The organism is Paenibacillus sp. FSL K6-1558 (assembly GCF_038002565.1).
Taxonomy (GTDB): Bacteria; Bacillota; Bacilli; order Paenibacillales; family Paenibacillaceae; genus Paenibacillus; species Paenibacillus polysaccharolyticus.
The window spans coordinates 2989478-3010522 of the sequence record NZ_JBBOCV010000001.1; the positions used below are offsets into that span (position 1 = coordinate 2989478).

A 21045-nucleotide genomic window follows, 5' to 3' on the forward strand; every position below is an offset into this window, starting at 1 on the left:
ATTTTTTTTATTTTACGATGAATTAAACGCAATGCCAAGTTAATTAATCTAACATCGGTCGGAAAGCTAGCGTTGCCGGAATGGGGGATACTGCACTTGATGATTGAACAACCAAAACCATCTGCCTTGTCTAAGCAGATCGAAGAGATGGTCGAATGGCTGGCTTCGTACGGAAAAGACAACAGCGGCGGTGTAACCCGTTTGCTCTATGACCCGGCTTGGAGCGCAGCTCAGAAGGCGATTCAAGCTAAAATAGAACAACTTGGTTTATCCGCACGCTATGACGATGTCGGCAATTTGTTTGGTCGGCTCTCTGGACGTGATCCTGAAGCAAACGTAGTGTTAACCGGGTCTCATGTCGACACCGTGATCGGCGGTGGCAAATATGACGGAGCCTATGGGATCATTGCAGCACTCATTGCTGTGGAACATTTGCTCACACATTATGGTCAGCCACTCAAAACTATTGAAGTGGTATCGTTGTGTGAAGAAGAAGGCAGTCGTTTCCCAATGACTTATTGGGGCTCAGGCAACATAACGGGAGTAAAAGAGCGCGAGGCCATCCACCACATCAACGATGTAAACGGAATCCCCTTCGAACAGGCCATGCACGAGGCAGGATTCGGACTCGGACTTCATGCGCAGCCAACACGCAAAGACCTGGAATGTTTTATTGAACTGCACATCGAACAAGGCCAGGTGCTTGAACGCGAAGAGAAATCAATCGGCATCGTCAGTCACATCGTGGGGCAACGCCGTTATAACATTACGGTATACGGTGAGAGCAACCATGCCGGGACAACACCTATGCAGTGGCGTCGTGATGCGATGTTTACTTCAGCCGAGTTGATCCGAATATTGATGCATCGGGCCAAAGCCCATGAGTCTGGACTTGTCGCCACCGTTGGACGCATGGAAGTTAAACCGAATGTAGGTAATGTCATTGCACGCGAGGTCACCTTTAGCCTGGATGTTCGTCACAGTGATGCCAAGATCATTGAGCAATTTTGCGAGGCATGCTTCAGTGACTTCGAGACCGTCGCCTCTGAACATGGAACAACGGTCGCTTGCCATAAGTGGATGGATGAACCTCCCGTTGCGATGGATTGCACGTTAAACCAAACGGCTGAGGACATTTTAAAAAGCGAAGGTATTTCATACAAAAGAATGACAAGTGGCGCAGGACATGACTCACAGATTTTCGGCACGTATTGTGCAACAGGATTATTATTCGTTCCAAGCCAGGGCGGCATTAGCCACTCCCCTGCTGAATTCACCCATACGGAAGATTTGCAGCGCGGAGTTCGCCTGTTAATCGACCTGTTATATAAGCTGGCATATTGAATGAACAACTAGAACCAGGAGGCGATGACGAGATGACACAGTACCGGGAAATTCATGCACCTTTGAGAACCATTATGACCCCAGGACCAGTCGAGGTTGACCCGAGAGTTTTAAGAGCCATGGCAACACCCATTCTGGGCCAATTCGATCCGGAATTCACCCGAATGATGAACGAAACGATGGACATGTTGCGGCAGACATTCCAAACGACGAACCATTGGGCCTTTCCGGTTGATGGCACTTCACGTTCCGGTCTGGAAGCCGTGCTGTGCAGCCTGATCGAGCCAGGGGACAAAGTGCTTGTTCCTATCTTCGGACGCTTCGGACATCTGCTGACTGAAATTGCCGAACGTCACGGCGCAGAACTCCATCTCATGGAATGCCCATGGGGAGAAGTATTCGACCAACAAGCAGTAATCGATGAGGTAAAACGAGTTCAGCCGAAAATTTTAGCCATCGTACATGGAGAGACTTCAACAGGTTGCATGCAGCCACTGGACCAGATCGGTCCAGCTTGCCGAGAACTTGGCGTATTAACGGTCGTTGATGCTGTTGCTTCCATTGGCGGCACCCCCGTCAAAGTAGATGAATGGCAACTCGATGCCGTGATTGGCGGCACCCAAAAGTGCATATCCGTTCCTTCTGGCATGGCTCCTGTAACTTACAATGAGCGGGTAGAACGCATTCTGGCAAGTCGGAAAAAGGTAGAACGTGGTGTTGCACTTGAGAGTGATCGCCGGGATGTCGCACATCCAATCCGCAGTAATTACTTTGATCTGAGCCAGTTGCAAGATTACTGGGGGCCACGACGGCTGAATCATCATACAGAGGCAACATCCATGCTGTACGCACTGCGTGAAGGCTTGCGCATTCTGCTGGAAGAAGGGCTTGAAACACGCTTCGAACGTCATCGATTACATGAAAAAGCACTGATGGCAGGTATCCGCGGCATGGGTCTGGAGCTGTTCAACGATAAAGCATGGAAGCTTCCAGTCGTCACCTGTGTAAAAATTCCTACAGGGATAGATGGCGAGTCTGTACGAACTACACTTCTGACCCAGTTTGGTATTGAAATTGCTAGCTCATTCGGACCGTTGCATGGGCAGATCTGGAGAATCGGCACCATGGGTTACAGTTGTCGGAAAGAAAACGTACTATTCGTCCTATCCGCACTGGAAGCTGTGTTAATCCGGCATAAAGCTCCGATTGTGATCGGACGCGGGGTGCAAGAGGCCCTTGACGTTTACGAGCAAGCAGAATAAAGCGCCGAGGGATTTAAACATCGCATAGGAGCACTGTTATTGGTCAATTAGAATCAAGGCTATTTATTAATATTGAAAGGATTCCGGGAACTGCCGGAATCCTTTTGTACAATTCAGACTTCGTTAAAATACATCAACTGCATCATGGATTACCTATGTGCACGGGAAACATTTTCAACGAAGATCCACACGGAAGGTGACACATGCTTAAAATCAACTGGCTCCGCTCAGGTCTGGGCGGGCTGCAATGGCTGTTTTTCTTATTTACCAATACAGTAGTTATACCTATTACAGTTGGGACGGCATTTGCATTGCCACAGGAACGAATTCAATTTCTGATCCAGTGTTCATTCATCCTCACCGGAATCGCATGTGCTGTACAAGCATGGCTTGGACATCAAAGATCCGTCATGGAAGGACAGTCGGGGTTATGGTGGGGTGTCATCCTGAGCCTTAGCGCATCCGCCCCCTCCCTTGGTATATCCTTGACGGAACTCGGGGGTAGTCTCGCCGTCGGCATTTTGATCTCGGGTGTGATCACAATCCTGATTGGCTTATGCGGTTTAGCTACGCCTTTATCGAAATTATTTACGCCAGGAGTCATGGCTGTATTTATGTTCTTACTTGGTTGCCGACTGAATATCATTTTTCTCGAAGGTATGCTTGGTATCTCATCAGGTTCTTCCGACAAGGCGAACGTAATCCAACCTGCCGTCTTCCTACTAGCCGCAGCAGTGGCTGTTTTGGTTGCTGTCTTATCCATAAAAGCACGGCCAGCCATAGCGCAGTATGCTTTGCTGATTGGTATTTTGGGCGGCTGGGCATTACATGTATTTATCTTCGGCAGCTCTGGGGGAACATCCAATTCAGGAACACTCGATGCAGTCTGGTTCCCGCTTGGGGAACCTGCGGGTGGATTGAACACTGGCGTAATCGCGATCGCCGTGATTGGAGGTTTAATCAACACTTCAAACACATTTGGTGCCCTGAAAGGTACGGACGCTATCTATGAGCACGAAGCGGCCAGCAGCCAGTATAAACGTTCTTTTACAATCAGTGGCATCCTTGCAGTGATATCAGGTGTACTCGGACTCGTTCCATACGCTCCATATGTTAGTTCTGTAGGCTTTCTCCAACAAACCCGTATGCGAGAAAGACTTCCGTTTGTTATTGGGGGTCTGATGTTTGCAGCCATCGGCCTGATTCCAGCCGTCACCGGTTTACTGACACAACTTCCGCTCAGTATCGGAAGCGCTATACTATTCGTGACATACCTTCGCCTGTTAGGTTCTTCACTCCAGTATTTCGGACAGCTTCATATGGATGCGGCAAACCTCTACCGGACGGCTGCGCCATTATTCATAGGTATTATCGTTATGGGATTACCGTCGGAAATTTTTACAACATTACCCCCATTGCTACGTCCACTGCTCGGAAACGGGCTTTTGGTAGGTATTTTACTGGCTTTGTTATTGAACCAAGTCCACTCCCGCTCCTCCCTGAGTGCACTAAGCCCTAGTATAAGAACGAAAGGGGAATAACTAATGAATCATTCAAATCAGGAACAGACAGAAACATCCGCAATGAAAACGGGTCCAAAAAAAACAACCGATGCGCTCCAGCCTAATCACTGGGGGGCATACGTTAATGCAGAAATCAGACTCCCAGCTACCCATGCTGGCTCACTAAGTGGACTAACCTTTGCAGTCAAAGATGTTTTCAATATTCAGGGAGAAACAAGCGGAGCAGGCAATCCAGATTGGCTTCGCACACATGATTCTGCAACCTCTACTGCTCCTGCATTGCTTACCCTGCTGGAGAATGGCGCAATTCTCGAAGGCACAACACAGACAGATGAATTGATGTACAGCCTGAATGGGGAAAATGCTCACTATGGCACACCAACCAATCCCCTCGCTTCGGATCGGATTCCAGGTGGTTCCTCGAGTGGGTCCGCCGTGGCAGCAGCAGCGGGACTCGCCGATTTCGCCGTCGGAACAGATACCGGCGGTTCTGTACGTATTCCATCTTCGTACTGTGGTCTGTACGGCTTTCGCCCAACGCATGGAGCAGTATCGACAGAAGGGGTCATTCCTCTTGCACAGAGCTTTGATACAGTCGGCTGGATGAGCCAGGATATCACTATTGTACGTAACGTAGGCAACGTGCTACTGAAAGAGAAGCTTCTTCTGAAAGACAATGGTTCAGATATTACATCTGAAATAGATATGAAGCCGTTCACTCATTTCTTCATAGCGACAGAAGCATGGAATCTGCCAGAAGCTGAAGATCGTTCGATCTTGCTCTCAACATTACATGGAATTCAGGGATGGCAGCCGGAAGGTTATCAAACCATTAACCTAACCGAACCTGCCGAGAGCTTGGCAGACTGGTCAGCGGCGTTCCGTGTTCTTCAAGGGCTGGAAATTGCACACGAACACAGCGACTGGCTGACAAAAGAACGTCCGACGTTTGGCCCAGGGATCGCAGAACGTTTTGAGTGGGCTTGCTCCCTTGAGAAGTCTGCTAGCGAGGCCGAAGTGAAAATGCGTGCTCGCGTAAGGCGTAACCTCATTGACTTGTTAGGAGAAGATGGTCTACTTGCCATCCCGACCGCACCGGGCCCGGCTCCCCTGCTGGGATTGAAAGGTCCTGAAGCAGAAGCTTACCGCGCCAAAACGATGCAGCTCTCCTGTATCGCAGGCCTTTCCGGCCTGCCCCAGGTTACAGTTCCTGTTCTCCGTCCTGATGGACTGCCACTCGGGTTATCTTTTATCGGTGGTACGAAGACAGATCTTAAGTTATTACATTGGACGGCAAAACAGTTTGCGGAAGAGGTGTGCCGATGAGACTTGTAACGATTGAAGATGAGGGGCGAGAACAAGTTGCTTTTTGGACGGATCGAGGCATTACTCCACTGGCTTGGCTGAACGAGCAATTCGGCACGAGCTGGGATACAGATCTGTTTACTTTGCTGCAAAATAATCAATTCAACGCACTACGTAACTGGTACCGCAATGAACACAAGCAGCTTGCCTCACTGTCTTCTCTGCCAGTCAATGACGCGCCCTATCGTGCGCTGTATCGACGTCCAGGGAAAATCATCGGTGTCGGCATGAACTATTGGGACAAAGCCATCGAACTATCTGGACATCCACCCGAGGATGAACCCGTTATTTTTCTCAAACCTGATTCATCCCTGATTGGCTCCGGGGAAACGATTCGTTTACCGTTTGGAGCGGGACAGATCACTGCTGAGGCAGAACTCGCGATTGTCATCGGACAAACATGCAAAGGCATTGGTGAAGAGCAGGCAATGGACGTTATAGCAGGTTACACGACCTCACTTGATATGACTGCCAAGGATATTCATGCCCGCAACCCCCGGTTTATGCAGCGTGCCAAAAGTTTTGACACATTCCTAAGCTTTGGCTCTTCTCTCTCAACGCCTGAAGAATACGAAAATTTGAATGAACTTGAGATTCAAACGGTTCACAATGATCATGTTGCCCACAGCAATACCGTTAATCATATGATCTTTTCTCCTGCGTACCTGATTTCTTTTCTGTCGAACGTGATGACACTTCATCCGGGAGATGTCATCTTAACAGGCACCCCGGGATCAGTCACCATTCAACCAGGCGATGTGGTTAGCTGTCAGATTGATGGGCTTCGGAAACTAGATAATAGGGTAGAGAGCGAAAACCGAACATTGTAAGATGTTTTGAACACAAAAATGCGTTTTTTACACCATTTTATCCTAACTTCACATACCACGTCATATTTTTTCATACAAATTCAACAGAAATTACGAGAACAATCTACGTTTTTGTCAATGAATTGTACAAACAAGATGATAAAATAAGAGATACAAAGAACAAGTAAGGATACATAACATTATTAAGTTATTTTATCTTACATGTTTTATATCATCTGTGGTGTGCAGACAGGAATGGATGGAACGACTCGTTAATTCAGAGATCAACCAGCCTTGCGGCACCCCATATCAAAGAGGAGTGGGGCAGATATGTCAACGAATTTGGCAGGACAAGTACTGAAACAGACGCAGCTACATGAAGAAATCAGCATCGACGACTCCTTAAAACCGAAACAGGAGAGCGAGAGAACAATCGGATCAGTACCCTACATGTTCATGTGGATCGGGGATGGCGTGAACCTCGGTAACATGACCCTCGGAGCGAGCCTCATTGTTGCTGGTGTCGCCACGCTCAATGTGTTTCAGACATTTGTAGCTGCGATGATTGCCATTGGTATCATTTCCGTGATCTTTGCGATCAATGACCGGTTTGGTTATCGAACAGGCATCCCTTATGTCGTTCAACTGCGAATGTCCTTTGGCATCAAAGGATCGATTATCTCCTCCTTTTTACGTGGTGTGCCCGCCATCGTGTGGTACGGCTTCCAGAGCTGGGTCGGAGCAACGGCTTTGAATGAAATTGTCAAAGTATTAAGCGGTGGCAGCTTAGACAGTATTCCTGTTTGTTTTATCTTGCTACAGGCCGTTCAGATTGTCCTGTCACTTTATGGCTTTCACGCAATCAAGTGGGTTGAAACTCTCGCTTCCGTCGTTATCATGCTTGCACTCGTCTATGTATTCGCCTTATTACTTAACTCCCACAGCACAGCTATTACCGAAAATTGGGTGAATGCCAAAGGGACATGGGGACTCCCATTCTTTGCTTTCATCATGGTATTCCTCGGCAACTACGCAGCCATCTTCCTAAGTGCAGGTGATTATTCTCGTGAGCTGAAGAGCGGCATGAGTGACAAAAAGCGTAGTATGCTCTACTTCTTCCCGATCGTTATCGCTTATGGATTCGTTCTGACCATTGGTGCAATGATGGCGGCAGCAACAGGCATTTCCAATCCAGTCAAAGCATTTGCTGTTATTGTGGACAACCCATATATCACCGTATTTGTTTCAGCCTTCATCGTTATTGGTGCAGTTGCCGTTAACATGGTCGCTAACATCGTACCACCCGCTTACGTCATCTCGCTTGTTACCAAGCTTAAATACAAAGCATCTGTTGTCATCACCGGCTTGCTCGCCCTTTGTTCGTTCCCATGGGTACTCGTACAGGATTCCTCGGCTCAAGGTTTGAATACATTTATTCTAATCTATTCCGCATTCCTGGGGCCCATTGTATCGATCATGCTGGTCGAATATTACATCTTGCGAAAACAAAAGGTTGATACAGCGGAGTTATATCTGGATAACGGCTCCTTCAAAGGGTATAACCCAAGCGCCTTGTTAGCTATGCTCATCGGAGCTGGAGCAGCCTTCCTACTCGTTGACATCGGCTGGATTATCGGCTTCATTACCGCAGGTCTATCCTATCTGCTACTCAGCAAGTTCGCCTTTAAGGGTTCCTCATTCAAGAAAGGTACCATCTACGAATAAATGAGCCTGACTTAACTGCCAGAGCCAACCCATTTAAACATCACCAAAAAGAGAGAGGGATGAATATGGAACATTATGATCTGATCATACGTGGCGGAAGCGTGGTGTTGCCAGACGGCGTCGCACAAGTCGATATGGGCGTAAAGGATGGTAAGATTGCGGCAATTGCCGCCACACTTGAGGGAGAAGCTACACATGAGTGGAATGCCACCGGACAGCATATTCTTCCAGGCATGATTGATGTACACGTGCATTTCAGCGAACCAGGAAGGGAGCACTGGGAAGGATTCACTACCGGATCAGCGATGATGGCCGCAGGTGGCTGCACGACCTTTTTCGATATGCCGCTAAACGGAATCCCCTCGACAGTTACGGAAGAAGCACTGCTGGAGAAAGCACGCATCGGCAATGAAAAATCACTCGTCGATTTCAGCCTCTGGGGCGGACTCGTTCCTGGCAACGAAGATGACTTGCAGCCATTAGCCGAATCTGGTGTCATTGGGTTTAAAGCCTTCTTGTCGACCACCGGTAATAAAGAATTCGAAGCGGTAGACGACATGACACTGCTGACGGGCATGAAAAAGATTGCAGCTCTCGGCAAAATTCTGGCTCTGCACTCGGAAAGCGCGGCAATAACGAACTGGCTGAAAGCTGAAAAGGAAGCGGCAGGACTCGTCAGCGCCGATGATTATCTGGAGACAAGGCCCATCCTCGCGGAAGTCGAAGCGGTTGAACGCGCACTCTACTACTCCGAAATTACAGGCTGCGCCCTGCATTTTGTTCATATCAGTTCCGCAGCAGCCGTGGCTAAAATTGAGGCGGCAAAAGCCCGTGGTATGAATGTCACGGTAGAAACTTGCGCACATTACCTGCTCTTCAACCACGATAGCCTGCGTGAAAAAGGGACTATCGCCAAATGTGCCCCTCCCCTGCGTGAGGCGGATGAACAACAGCGATTGATCTCCCTCCTGGCAGAAGGTAAATTCGATATGCTATCTTCCGATCATTCACCATGCCCTTACGAGATGAAAGATCCGAAAGATTATAATCTCTTTCAGGCATGGGGCGGAATCAGTGGCGGACAGTTCACACTACTTTCTGCTCTGGAACTTGCATTAGCCCACAACATTCCATTAGAGCACGTCGCTGCTTGGACAGCTTCGAATCCGGCAACACGTTTTGAACTTGCAGGTCGTAAGGGCAGTATCGCCATCGGAATGGATGCAGACCTTGCCATCGTAAATCTGAATGAAGCATTTACCGTGACGGAAGAGAATTATTACGCCAAGCATAAACAGAGCCTCTATATTGGGCATACTTTCCCGTCGAGTCTGGCAGGTACAATCGTCCGCGGACATATCGTTGTGCAGGATGGCAAGGTGCTACCTTCTGTAAACGAAGGTAGCTGGCTGAAGCCTTAATTTAAAGCAATAGAAAACACACAAAAGAAGCATGTCAGAGATTCGTCTCTCGAACATGCTTCTTTTTTAATCTTTTTGAGTCCTAACCTTGGATTGTAGCCTATGCCTTAACCCCGATTTTCAATCCACTGCTCGGTTGCTCCGAGCACCTTCTCACTGCGAGCAATAGCCTCTGCCACTTGACCCGACGCTGTTCCACCGTAAACATTACGAGCGTTAACTACTGCTTCAGGCTGTAACACAGCATAGATCCGATCATCGAACAGCGGTGAAAATTGTTTGAATTCATCAATCGTCAGATCAAGCAAATATTTGCCATTCTGGATGCAGTACAATACGGTTTTACCAATCACCTCATGCGCTTGACGGAAAGGCAGACCCTCACCGACGAGGAAATCCGCAATATCCGTTGCATTGGAGAAGTCCTGGTTTACCGCTTGACGCATACGATCCTTGTTTACTTTCATCGTAGCAATCATTGGAGCAAATAACTGAAGCGCCCCTTCAAGCGTTGCTACCGTATCAAACATACCTTCTTTGTCTTCCTGCATATCCTTGTTGTAAGCCAGCGGAAGAGATTTCAGCACGGTCAGCAATCCGATCAGATTACCGTATACACGTCCTGTTTTCCCACGAACAAGCTCAGGTACATCCGGGTTCTTCTTCTGCGGCATAATGCTGCTGCCTGTGCAGAACGCATCATCCAGCTCTACAAAACCAAACTCCGTGCTACTCCACAGCACCAACTCTTCACTCAAACGGGACAAGTGAGTCATGATCAGGGAAGCGGCGGCTAGGAACTCCACGATGAAGTCACGGTCACTTACCGCATCCAGACTATTCTCATATACTCCATCAAAGCCAAGCTGTTCTGCTACAAAATGACGATCAATCGGGAACGTTGTGCCCGCAAGTGCCCCTGCACCAAGTGGCAGTACATTAATCCGTTTGTAACTATCCATCAGACGCTCCGCATCACGCTGGAACATCGATACATAGGCCATCAAGTGGTGTGCAAACAAAATCGGCTGAGCACGTTGTAAATGGGTATAACCCGGCACAATCGTATCCAGATTATCTTTAGCCTGTCCGATCAGCGCTTCCTGCAAAGCATGCAGCATGCCAACAAAACCAACGACACGTTCACGCAGATACAAGTGCATATCGGTTGCCACCTGGTCATTCCGGCTACGACCTGTATGCAGTTTACCGCCAACAGGACCGATCGTTTCAATCAGATTTTTCTCAATATTCATGTGGATGTCTTCATCTGATACGGAGAATTCCACTTCACCTGCACGGATTTTATGCAAAACGGTAATCAGGCCTTCTTTGATCGTTTCCACATCTTCTGCCGGCAAAATACCGCATTTGCCCAGCATCGTCACATGGGCCAAACTGCCTTGAATATCTTCTTCCGCCAATGCTTTGTCAAAATTAATGGATGCGGTATATTCTTCAACCAGATGGTTGGTTTGCTTCGTAAAACGTCCTCCCCACAGCTTGCTCACAGTGAGTATCCCCTTTCGCTCATGGACAAAGCCGTCCCTGCCAGAATGTGCAAGAACGGCCCGCCTTGTCAGTAATTATGATGTAGCGTGATACACACGCCGTGAATTATTTTTTGTTTTGTTCCACACCGGAATGTACTTTCAAACGCAGTGCGTTCAGGCGGATAAAGCCTGTTGCATCGCCTTGATCATAAGCTTCAGATGGATCAGCTTCCATGGTAGCAATGTCCGGATTGTACAGGCTGACAGGACTTTTCACACCTGCGCCAATAACATTTCCTTTGTACAGTTTCACACGAACCGTACCGGTTACGTTCTTCTGGCTTTCCGTTACCAGAGCTTGCAGTGCCAGACGTTCCGGTGCAAACCAGAAACCGTTGTACACAAGTGTGCTGTAACGAGTAATCAAGCTATCACGCAGGTTCATCACTTCACGATCCATCGTAATGGATTCCATTTTGCGATGTGCCGTGAACAGGATCGTTCCACCCGGTGTTTCGTATACGCCACGGCTCTTCATGCCGACAAAACGGTTCTCTACCATGTCTACACGGCCGATACCGTGTTTGCCGCCCAGTTCATTCAGTTGCTCCATCACTTGCAGCGGGCTCAGACGCTCGCCGTTCAGGGCAACACAGTCACCTTGTTCAAACTCCAGTTCGAGGTACTCCGGTTGGTCCGGTGAATCCTCAGGTGCGCTGCTCAGCAGGAACATATCTTTGTTTTCGTCCGCACTTGGATCGAACCAAGGATCTTCAAGCACACCGCTCTCATAGCTGATATGTAGCAGATTGCGGTCTGTGGAGTAAGGTTTCGCCGCAGAAGCGGTAACCGGAATGCCATGTTTTTCAGCGTAAGCGATCATTTCTGCACGTCCCGGGAACTGATTGCGGAACTCTTCCAGACGCCAAGGCGCGATCACTTGAATGTCCGGTGTCAGTGCAGCTGCGTTCAGCTCAAAACGAACCTGATCATTTCCTTTACCCGTAGCGCCGTGAGCGATCGCTGTAGCACCTTCTGCACGAGCGATGTCCACCATACGTTTAGCGATAAGCGGACGCGCGATACTTGTACCGAGCAAGTATTGACCTTCATAGAGGGCACCTGCTTGGAACATGGGATAGATGAAATCTTTCGCGAATTCGTCGCGCAGATCATCGATGTATACTTTGGAAGCGCCCGTAGCGAGTGCTTTTTCTTCGAGTCCGTCGAGTTCATCCTTCTGACCGATATCCGCGGTAAACGCGATAATCTCTGCATCATACGTTTCTTTCAACCATTTCAAAATTACAGATGTGTCTAGTCCGCCGGAATAGGCGAGTACGATTTTTTCCTTAGCCATGTGATATGGTCCTCCCCAAGATCAATTACAATATTCTATCTATCATCGCCAAATTGGCGTGTAAAATCAACCCATTGCCGCAAATCGCGACTATTCGCTCATCAAAGCGGCCATCAGTGCTTTTTGTGCATGCAGACGGTTTTCTGCCTGATCAAAGATCAGCGAGTTCGGGCCGTCAATGACACCTGCGCTCACTTCTTCACCGCGGTGTGCTGGCAAGCAGTGCAGGAACATGTAGTCCGGCTTGGCACCTTTCATCAATTCCTCATCGACCTGATACGCGGCAAATGCCTGCTCACGAATCTTTTGCTCTTCTTCAAAGCCCATGCTCGCCCATACATCCGTATACACAATATCGGCATCTTTCACGGCTTCCTGCACACTGTAGGTTACGACTACTTCGGAGCCACTCTCCTGTGCAATCGCACGAGCTTGCTCGACCACCGTGCTGTCCGGCTCATATCCTTCCGGTGTGGCTACTGCCACGTGCATCCCCATTTTTGCCGCACCCAGCATCAGAGAGTGTGCCATGTTGTTGCCATCGCCGACATAAGCCATTTTCAGACCCGCCAGTTTGCCTTTATGCTCCAGCACCGTTTGAAAATCCGCCAGTACCTGACATGGATGCGCTGCATCGCTCAGGCCGTTAATCACCGGAACATCGGCATGTTCTGCCAGTTCAATCACATTATGGTGTCCAAACGTACGGATCATGATGCCGTCAAGATAACGAGACAGTACCTTAGCCGTATCATGCGTCGTTTCGCCGCGTCCCAGCTGAATGTCGTTTTTGCTCAGGAAAAGCGCATGTCCACCCAACTGAAACATACCCACTTCAAAGGATACACGCGTACGTGTCGATGATTTTTCAAAAATAAGTCCGATCGTTTTGCCCTTCAGGGGCTGGAACGGTACACCGCTTTTTTGCTTGCCTTTAATCTCAATCGCGAGATCAAGCAGGTAACGAATTTCTTCTGCTGTATAGTCCGTGAATTCAATGAAATCCCGGCCTCTCAAATCAATTTTCTGGACCTTGTCTGTGTGCTGTACTGCCATTATTGGTTCCTCCTCATTTCCGGTTCCCTGCACCCGCACGGGCAGAAGTTCTACAGTCCTTGGCTGACTTGGCTCGGCTTAACACTCTCCATATCAGCTTAGGTAGAGCAAATTCCCATTCAATCTATACCGCGGATGGATCGTCACCCTCTGCTACTTCTGCGCTTGAGCACCATGCGGCTACAGGGATTCTTTCGCTTTAATCTGCGCCGGGGGCCGTGATGGCCCCGGTTCAGTACTTTATTTTATCATCAAGAGATTAAGCTTTCGCCGCTACATGCTCCTCAATCAATGTCGCTACCAAGGATACAGCTTCGTCAATCTCTTCTTTACTTACATACAGGTTAGGAAGCAAGCGAATAACATTCGGTCCAGCTGAGACAAACAAGATACCACGTTTCTGTCCTGCCAATACGATATCACCGATCGGCTCTGCACACTCAATACCGACCAGCAAGCCCATACCGCGCACTTCTTTCACGAACGAGTTGCCCGCCAGACGATTGCGCAAGGACGTCATCAGATAGTCGCCCATCTCGGCTGCACGCTCCGGCAAACAATCTTCCAGCATGGTTTCAATGGTCGCAATAACAACGGAGGATGCAAGTGGTGTGCCACCAAATGTCGTTGCATGGCTACCCGGTGTAAATGCATCACGCAGAAACCCTTTACCCAACATTGCGCCAACAGGGAATCCACTACCAATGCCCTTTGCAACGGTGAACACGTCTGGTTCAACACCATAATGCTCGTGAGCAAACAACTTGCCTGTACGTCCCATACCTGTCTGCACTTCGTCCACGATCATGAGCAATCCGTGCTCGTCACACAGTTTACGCACATGCTTCACAAATTCCGGCTCCGCCGGATACACCCCGCCCTCTGCCTGAACCATCTCCAGCATAATCGCTGCGGTCTTTGGTCCAATCGCCGCTTCGAGCGCAGGAATATCATGCAATGGTACCGTTACAAATCCAGCTGGCAGTGGCAAAAATCCTTCTTTCACCTTATCCTGACCGGTTGCCGTCAGTGTTGCCAATGTCCGTCCATGGAACGATTGGGCAAAGGTAATCACTTCGTACCGATCTTCGCCCTTCACCTTCTGCTGATAACGACGTGCCACTTTGATCGCCGCTTCGTTCGCTTCAGCGCCGCTGTTGCAGAAAAAGACCGCGTCAGCGCAGGTGTTGGCTGTCAGCAAGGCTGCTGCCTTTTCCTGTCCTGGAATCTGGAACAAGTTAGATACGTGCCACAGCTCATCGATCTGAGCTTTCAACTTCGCTCCGACTTTCTCCGGTGCATGGCCCAGGCTCGTCACAGCAAGTCCGCACATGAAATCGAGATAGCGGTTCCCCTGATCGTCCCATAACCAACTGCCTTTACCTTTGACCAAGCTAATTGGATACCGTGCATACGTTTGAAAAAGTGAGCTTTCCGTCGGTATCGTTGCACCTGTTGCTGCTACTCCTGCTACGGCTGTGCCAGAACCTGGCTGTTCGTTGCCTTTTGCCATGACCATATCACTCCTTGTCGATTCGTACACGTATAAGGTGAATCCAAGACATAACACTGGCCACTTCGATGAAAAAAACCTTTGATCGCATATACCCATGGATTTTTCGATCATATTTATTGAACTAAAGGCAGTTTACACTAGCCACTCCGATGACAGAATAACCTTTCAATCGCTGTTATCCCCAGATTTTTTGGATTCCCTTTCCTAAAGGGAAAATCCGGTGATAAAGGCGACCGCTCCGCTTTTTCAGTTTTTTTCTGTCCTCTCCGTTTTTATGTAAACAAATAGTTCCAGAATGATAAAAAGTAAAAATCCACGATGCATGCGAACGCTTCGCTTCTTCAGTTTTTTCTGTCATCTTCGTTATTGTGTTATGAGCAGATTCACAAAAGTCGTGTACAAATTCTTTTTTATATATATAAAAGCCTAAAGTCTGAATTTCGTATTACATCTACTGCATTCGGATAATTCGTGTACCGATCGTCTCTCCGCCAAGCACGCGGCTCAGGATCTGCGGTTCGCTACCATCCACGATAATAACTTCGCGTACCTCGCCGTGAATGCAGGCAATTGCTGCGCGTACCTTCGGAATCATGCCGCCGTAGATTTCGCCGGTTTGAATCATATCCTCGATCTCTTGAACGGATACGGATGGCAGTACTTTTTTCTCGCCACCAATCGTCTTCATAATGCCTGGTACGTCTGTCACGACGATCATTCGACTTACGCCTAGATGAGACGCTACCGCTCCAGCAGCCGTATCGGCATTAATGTTGTAGCGCTGTCCGCTCGCATCCACACCTACGGGTGCAATAACGGGCATATAGCCCATGTTTACGATCCCCTGGATAATCTCTGCTTTGACGCTTGTTACATCACCAACCCAGCCGATTTCGGCATGGTTTGCTACCGGTTTCGCTTGAATGAGACCGCCATCGACACCAGATACACCCAAAGCCTGACCGCCTACACGCTGGATCAGACGGACGATCTGTTTGTTAATGCTACCTGCCAGCACCATCTCGACAACGTCCAATACAGGTTCGGTAGTCTTGCGCAAGCCATTCACAAATTCGGTTTCAATCCCAAGCTTCGCCAGATTATCGGAGATCGCCGGGCCGCCGCCATGAACGATGACCGGGCCGTTTCCCGAGGACTGCAAATCACGCAGATCTGCAAAGAAAGACTCTGGCAATGCAGCCAGCGTACTGCCTCCACATTTCATCACAAACATTTGTTTTTCCGTACCTGCTTCCGTTGCAGTACTGCCGTTTGGCATGGTTGAATTCACGGGGCAAGACTCCTTTCTTATGGGGTTATAAAGGATTAACACCTATATAAAAGATATAGATAAACGCTAGCCGTTCCAGATTCGGATCGTTCTTTCGATCGCCGTTGTCTCCAGGTTTTTCTGATTCCCCTTTTCCAAAGGGAAAACCCGGAGACAAATGCGAACGCTACGCTTCTACAGAATCGATTCCGCCTCTTCCACTATATTCGTTTATTTTTTATATTTAAAAGTTTAATCCTTATAAACATTTTTACATCTATGATGGTACGCAGCTTTCTAAGAGATGAAGCTGCAAGTTCAGTACCTTTAATAACGTTCAGATACTTTAGTAAACTTTCTGGTGAACCTAATTTTAAGACGATCTCGATATCTTATCCATTTGAAATGAGTCCGATCAGGAATAAGACAATTCATACCCATGATATATCATCTACTTACGTACGATACGCGGCGTTAATCCGCACATAGTCATACGTCAGGTCGCATCCCCACGCTACAGCGTTGCCTTCACCGTGATGCAGGTCCACTACAATACGCACTGTATCGGTCTGCAAGTATTCCAGCGCCGCTTCTTCATCAAACACAACAGGACGAGACTGAGCGAGCACAGAAATGTCTCCGAGACGGATATCTACCGTATCCGGGTTTACGGGTTGGCCTGCACGGCCTACAGCAGCAATAATTCGGCCCCAGTTTGCGTCAGCACCAAACATCGCGGATTTCACCAAACTTGAACCGATTACGGTTTTGGCAATGGCTTGTGCTGATTCGTCGCTAACCGCACCCGTCACTTCAACTTCCACCAGCTTGGTTGCTCCTTCACCATCACGTGCAATCGCTTTGGCAAGCACTTGGCATACATATGTGAACCCGGCAGCAAATGCCTCCCAATCCGGGTGATCCATCGTCAGCTCTTCATTACCTGCATAACCGCTGGACATCGCTACGAGCATATCGTTCGTGCTCGTATCACCGTCTACGGTAATCATGTTGAATGTATGGTTGGTCGCCTGGCGCAGCAGGCGCTGCAACGCTTCTGCGCCGATGACCGCGTCCGAGGTCATAAATGCCAGCATCGTGGCCATATTCGGATGGATCATCCCCGAGCCTTTGGCCGCTCCCGCAATTGTTACCGTCTTGCCGCCAACTACGACGGAGACGCAAGCTTCCTTTTTCACCAGATCGGTAGTCAGAATCGCTTGTGAAAATTGTTCTGCTTCGTTCGTTTCCTTACCGAGCTGTTCCGGAAGCGCCTTGATGCCCGAATGCACCGCATCCATTTTCAGCAATTCACCGATGACCCCCGTAGAAGCCACAGCCACGTCCTCTTCAGCCACGCCCAGTTCACGAGCCGCTGCCGCACGCATCGCATACGCATCCTCTTCACCCTGCTGCCCTGTACATGCATTGGCATTACCGCTGTTTACAATCACTGCTTGCAACCGTCCGTTGCTCAGACTTTCCCGGGTGACTTTGAGCGGAGCAGCCTGAAACACGTTCGTCGTGTAAACCGCTGCAGCTGTCGCAGGGATATCACATCGAATCGCTCCGATGTCGTTGCGTGATGTTTTTTTCAGACCACAGTGCAGTCCTCCTGCCGAGAATCCGCCTGGCGTAACAATCGTTCCATTTTCAACTACGGTAAAAGCTTGATGCTCCACTTTTGTTCCCATATCATATCCCCCGTATGCGTTCAGCCATATGCTGATCAACCGCCTGCTTCAACTGAAACTCCCACAACTTATACCCATGCCTTATGACTTTTAGATGGAACACCGCTTCTTCGCGCGCTCCCCCTACGATGTTCACAAGCCACATGTTATGGATATACTGGTGTCATGTTCAGCCCGAGGTTTTCCTCCCATCCCATCATCAGGTTCATATTTTGAATCGCTTGCCCGGATGCACCCTTCACCAAGTTGTCGATCACCGAAATGATCGTCAAACGTCCTGTGCGCGGGTCTACCGAAAATCCGATATCACAATAGTTCGATCCAGACACTTCTTTTGTCGAAGGCCAAATACCCGGTTCACGTACACGTACAAAAGGTCTGTTTTCATAATATTTACGATATAAGTCCACAATCTCCTGATCACTATGCTCACCCGTCAGCTTTGCATACATCGTACTCATAATGCCGCGTGTCATCGGCACAAGCTGTGTTGTAAAAGTTACCGTCACCGGGCTTCCGGTGATATTGCCGAGCACTTGCTCGATCTCAGGGATATGCTGATGTTTATTCAATTTGTACGCTTTAAAATTTTCATTCATTTCTGCATAATGATTGGTCAGACTCGTTCCGCGCCCTGCACCCGATACACCTGATTTCGCATCAATAATGATGGTCGATGGATCAATCCATCCCGCTTCCACCGCAGGAATCAGACCCAGCAACGTAGCTGTTGGATAACAGCCAGGATTGGATATAAAATCCTTACCTTTCACTTCATCTCCATACACCTCAGCCATACCGTATACGGCCTTCTCCAGCAATTCTGCTGACGGTGCAGGGTGTTTATACCATTGCTCATACACCGATCCGTCTTTCAAACGGAAATCACCCGACAGGTCGATCACTTTCAGTCCTGCTTCCAGCAGACTCGGTACGAGCTTCGCGCTTACGCCAGACGGGGTCGCGGTGAATACGAGATCTGCACGACTTGCGATCTCTGCCGGATCGACACCGTCGAGTGGCCTGCGAATCACGTCCGTCAAATGCGGAAACCCATCGGCGATGGACTCCCCGCTGCTGGATGAAGAGATTACCGATGTAATTTCAACTTGCGGATGATTCTGAAAAAAACGAATCAGTTCCACCCCGCCGTAGCCGGTGGAACCGACGATTGCCACTCTTAATTTGTTATTCACTCTCGCTCCCCCAATCCTGTTGTATGCGCTACTTGTGCCTTGCTCAAGGCTCTCTGAATGATGACGAGAAATTTGCACTAGCACTTCAATGACAGAACAACCTTTCATTCGCTGTTATCCCCGGATTTTTTCATCCCCTTTCTTAAAGGGAAAATCCGGTTATAAAAGCGACCGCTTCGCTTTCCAGGTTTGTTTCTGTCCTCTCCGTTTTTTGTGCGAACATCTCGTTCATACGTATCATCAAAGCTTGAGCAGACAATTCCGTCGCTTCTATGCATATTTGTGTATTATTATACGACTCTAGTTATATAAATACAACCATCTATCATGAATTTTACACGGATTCCCAACAAATCCGAACGATAACTTTTTACCTTAGGGACGAACAAGGATTCTTCTGTTAAAATACATAGTAGAAGGAAACATTACATACAGAGTCCTGTTCATACACATACCCTTTTTAATTAAGGTCACATTGAACTGGACTCCGAAGGTCATTATGAGACATGGGGGACTACAGTGCATATCGAATCTATATTACTTATTGTGCTCCTGGGACTGAATATTATCTTCGCTGCCGCAGTCGTTTTCTTTGAACGCAAGGATGCCAGTGCTTCCTGGGCTTGGCTGCTGGTATTGAACTTTATTCCGGTCTTCGGGTTCATCCTTTATCTATTGACGGGTCAGAATCTGACTCGCTATCGCCTCTTTCAATGGAAAGAGCGCAAGAAACTTGGCTTGGAGGAACGAATCGAGGCGCAGCTTGCCCAGCTGCAGGATAATCGCACGCCTTTCTCCAACAAGGCAACAGAAAATAGCCAAGACATGATTTATATGAACCTCAAACAAAATGGGGCACTCCTGACAGAGCATAACGCCGTTGAGATCATCACCGATGGAACAGACAAGTTCCAACGGCTTCTCGATGACATCGAGGCGGCACAAGATCATGTGCATGTGCAATATTACATTTATCGTGGGGATAGCCTCGGCAAACGGATTCGGGACGCTCTGATCCGTAAGGCGCGTGAAGGCGTGAAGGTTCGTCTGCTGTACGACGCGCTGGGCTCGCGACGGGTAAGAAATCGATTTTTCAAAGAACTGCGTGAAGCGGGTGGACTTGTGGAAGTCTTTTTCCCATCCAAATTCAGTCTGATCAACCTACGGATGAATTACCGTAACCACCGCAAAATCGTTATCATCGATGGTAATCTCGGTTATACTGGCGGCTTTAACGTTGGGGATGAATATCTCGGACTCAACTCGAAATTCGGTTACTGGCGCGATACCCACCTTCGTATTCGAGGCAATGCGGTACATGCGCTGCAAACACGTTTCCTGCTCGACTGGAACGAAGCTTCCAAACAACATGACACGCCGTATGTTCCCTCTCATTTCCCTCAAATTGAGGGTTCAGGTCAGACCGCCATGCAGATTGTATCCAGTGGCCCTGACGCCGAGATCGAGCACATCAAGAACAGCTACCTGAAAATGATTAATGGTGCCAAACATTCGATTCTTATTCAAACCCCGTATTTTATCCCGGATGCCAGTGTATTCGAAGCGATACGCCTTGCCTGCCTGTCAGGCATTGATGTTCGTATTATGATACCCAATAAACCGGATCATGCTTTTGTGTATTGGGCCACGCTGTCTTATATCGGGGAGTTGCTAAAAGTAGGGGCTAAAGTATTTATCTACGATAATGGGTTTATCCACGCCAAAACATTGATTATTGATAGTTTGGTCGCTTCGGTCGGAACCGCCAATATCGACTACCGCAGTTTCCGGTTGAACTTTGAGGTCAATGCTTTTATGTATGATGAGGCCATTGCAACGACACTTGTACAGACGTTCGAACATGATCTGCATGTATCACGAGAGTTATCGCTGGAAGAATACCAAAATCGCAGTTTTATGATACGTTTCAAAGAAGCTATTTCTCGTCTGCTGTCTCCGATCTTGTAAACTCGGCAGGAACCTATATAAATAACAGAACATAATTTACACA

The 21045-nt window shown here is 48.4% G+C and carries 15 protein-coding genes; 8 read left to right on the plus strand and 7 right to left on the minus strand.

Annotation, left to right across the window (positions count from 1 at the left end):
- The first annotated feature begins 99 nt into the window (after positions 1–99).
- The 7 genes from allC (at position 100) to MHI38_RS12995 (ending at position 9449) form a co-directional block, all read left to right on the plus strand.
- Positions 100–1344, plus strand: a complete 1245-nt coding sequence (allC, locus tag MHI38_RS12965; RefSeq protein WP_154891345.1) for an allantoate deiminase — start codon at positions 100–102, stop codon at positions 1342–1344.
- A gap of 32 nt (positions 1345–1376) precedes the next feature.
- A complete protein-coding gene (locus tag MHI38_RS12970) occupies positions 1377–2606 on the plus strand; it encodes an aminotransferase class V-fold PLP-dependent enzyme (protein WP_154891292.1) in 1230 nt (409 codons plus the stop codon).
- 203 nt (positions 2607–2809) lie between these two features.
- The gene (locus MHI38_RS12975; RefSeq protein ID WP_154891293.1) at positions 2810–4147 is read left to right on the plus strand and encodes a uracil/xanthine transporter; all 1338 of its coding nucleotides are present in this window, start codon (positions 2810–2812) and stop codon (positions 4145–4147) included.
- A 42-nt stretch (positions 4148–4189) separates the two neighbouring features.
- Positions 4190–5455, plus strand: a complete 1266-nt coding sequence (locus MHI38_RS12980; protein ID WP_445667231.1) for an amidase — start codon at positions 4190–4192, stop codon at positions 5453–5455.
- On the plus strand, positions 5452–6324 hold the full coding sequence (locus MHI38_RS12985; RefSeq protein ID WP_154891294.1) for a fumarylacetoacetate hydrolase family protein: 873 nt from the start codon (positions 5452–5454) through the stop codon (positions 6322–6324). Before MHI38_RS12980 ends, MHI38_RS12985 begins: the two co-directional genes overlap by 4 nt.
- Before the next feature lie 309 nt (positions 6325–6633).
- Positions 6634–8028, plus strand: coding sequence for a cytosine permease (locus MHI38_RS12990; RefSeq protein ID WP_154891295.1), 1395 nt, complete (start codon positions 6634–6636; stop codon positions 8026–8028).
- Positions 8029–8093: 65 nt separating this feature from the next.
- Positions 8094–9449, plus strand: coding sequence for an allantoinase (locus MHI38_RS12995; protein ID WP_154891296.1), 1356 nt, complete (start codon positions 8094–8096; stop codon positions 9447–9449).
- A 107-nt stretch (positions 9450–9556) separates the two neighbouring features.
- Here the strand turns inward: MHI38_RS12995 and argH are convergent, their stop codons facing one another.
- From argH to argC, 7 genes are all read right to left on the minus strand, one after another.
- Positions 9557–10960 carry an argininosuccinate lyase gene (argH, locus tag MHI38_RS13000; RefSeq protein WP_110895522.1) on the minus strand — a complete coding sequence of 468 codons (1404 nt, stop codon included), beginning with the start codon at positions 10958–10960 and terminating at the stop codon, positions 9557–9559.
- Between the two features lie 106 nt (positions 10961–11066).
- The gene (locus MHI38_RS13005) at positions 11067–12302 is read right to left on the minus strand and encodes an argininosuccinate synthase (protein WP_154891297.1); all 1236 of its coding nucleotides are present in this window, start codon (positions 12300–12302) and stop codon (positions 11067–11069) included.
- A gap of 90 nt (positions 12303–12392) precedes the next feature.
- Entirely contained in the window at positions 12393–13358 is a 966-nt protein-coding gene (argF, locus tag MHI38_RS13010; RefSeq protein WP_308722740.1) for an ornithine carbamoyltransferase, read from the minus strand.
- A gap of 259 nt (positions 13359–13617) precedes the next feature.
- Complete coding sequence (locus MHI38_RS13015) at positions 13618–14871, minus strand: aspartate aminotransferase family protein (RefSeq protein ID WP_308722739.1); 1254 nt, start codon at positions 14869–14871, stop codon at positions 13618–13620.
- Between the two features lie 454 nt (positions 14872–15325).
- Positions 15326–16153, minus strand: coding sequence for an acetylglutamate kinase (gene argB / locus MHI38_RS13020; protein WP_154959472.1), 828 nt, complete (start codon positions 16151–16153; stop codon positions 15326–15328).
- Between the two features lie 446 nt (positions 16154–16599).
- Positions 16600–17838 carry a bifunctional glutamate N-acetyltransferase/amino-acid acetyltransferase ArgJ gene (gene argJ / locus MHI38_RS13025; protein WP_253499800.1) on the minus strand — a complete coding sequence of 413 codons (1239 nt, stop codon included), beginning with the start codon at positions 17836–17838 and terminating at the stop codon, positions 16600–16602.
- A gap of 146 nt (positions 17839–17984) precedes the next feature.
- Positions 17985–19034, minus strand: coding sequence for an N-acetyl-gamma-glutamyl-phosphate reductase (gene argC, locus MHI38_RS13030; protein WP_154891300.1), 1050 nt, complete (start codon positions 19032–19034; stop codon positions 17985–17987).
- 519 nt (positions 19035–19553) lie between these two features.
- Here argC and cls point away from each other — a divergent pair.
- Positions 19554–21002, plus strand: a complete 1449-nt coding sequence (cls, locus tag MHI38_RS13035) for a cardiolipin synthase (RefSeq protein ID WP_090922960.1) — start codon at positions 19554–19556, stop codon at positions 21000–21002.
- Positions 21003–21045 lie beyond the last annotated feature (43 nt).

Bases quoted from the DNA above. Each gene is read 5' to 3' on its own strand.
- MHI38_RS13015 (WP_308722739.1), bottom strand. From the start codon at position 14,871: ATGGCAAAAGGCAACGAACAGCCAGGTTCTGGCACAGCCGTAGCAGGA.
- MHI38_RS12970 (WP_154891292.1), top strand. From the start codon at position 1,377: ATGACACAGTACCGGGAAATTCATGCACCTTTGAGAACCATTATGACC.
- MHI38_RS12975 (WP_154891293.1), top strand. From the start codon at position 2,810: ATGCTTAAAATCAACTGGCTCCGCTCAGGTCTGGGCGGGCTGCAATGG.
- MHI38_RS13005 (WP_154891297.1), bottom strand. From the start codon at position 12,302: ATGGCTAAGGAAAAAATCGTACTCGCCTATTCCGGCGGACTAGACACA.
- MHI38_RS12995 (WP_154891296.1), top strand. From the start codon at position 8,094: ATGGAACATTATGATCTGATCATACGTGGCGGAAGCGTGGTGTTGCCA.
- MHI38_RS12980 (WP_445667231.1), top strand. From the start codon at position 4,190: ATGAAAACGGGTCCAAAAAAAACAACCGATGCGCTCCAGCCTAATCAC.
- MHI38_RS12985 (WP_154891294.1), top strand. From the start codon at position 5,452: ATGAGACTTGTAACGATTGAAGATGAGGGGCGAGAACAAGTTGCTTTT.
- allC (WP_154891345.1), top strand. From the start codon at position 100: ATGATTGAACAACCAAAACCATCTGCCTTGTCTAAGCAGATCGAAGAG.
- argF (WP_308722740.1), bottom strand. From the start codon at position 13,358: ATGGCAGTACAGCACACAGACAAGGTCCAGAAAATTGATTTGAGAGGC.
- argJ (WP_253499800.1), bottom strand. From the start codon at position 17,838: ATGGGAACAAAAGTGGAGCATCAAGCTTTTACCGTAGTTGAAAATGGA.
- argB (WP_154959472.1), bottom strand. From the start codon at position 16,153: ATGCCAAACGGCAGTACTGCAACGGAAGCAGGTACGGAAAAACAAATG.
- MHI38_RS12990 (WP_154891295.1), top strand. From the start codon at position 6,634: ATGTCAACGAATTTGGCAGGACAAGTACTGAAACAGACGCAGCTACAT.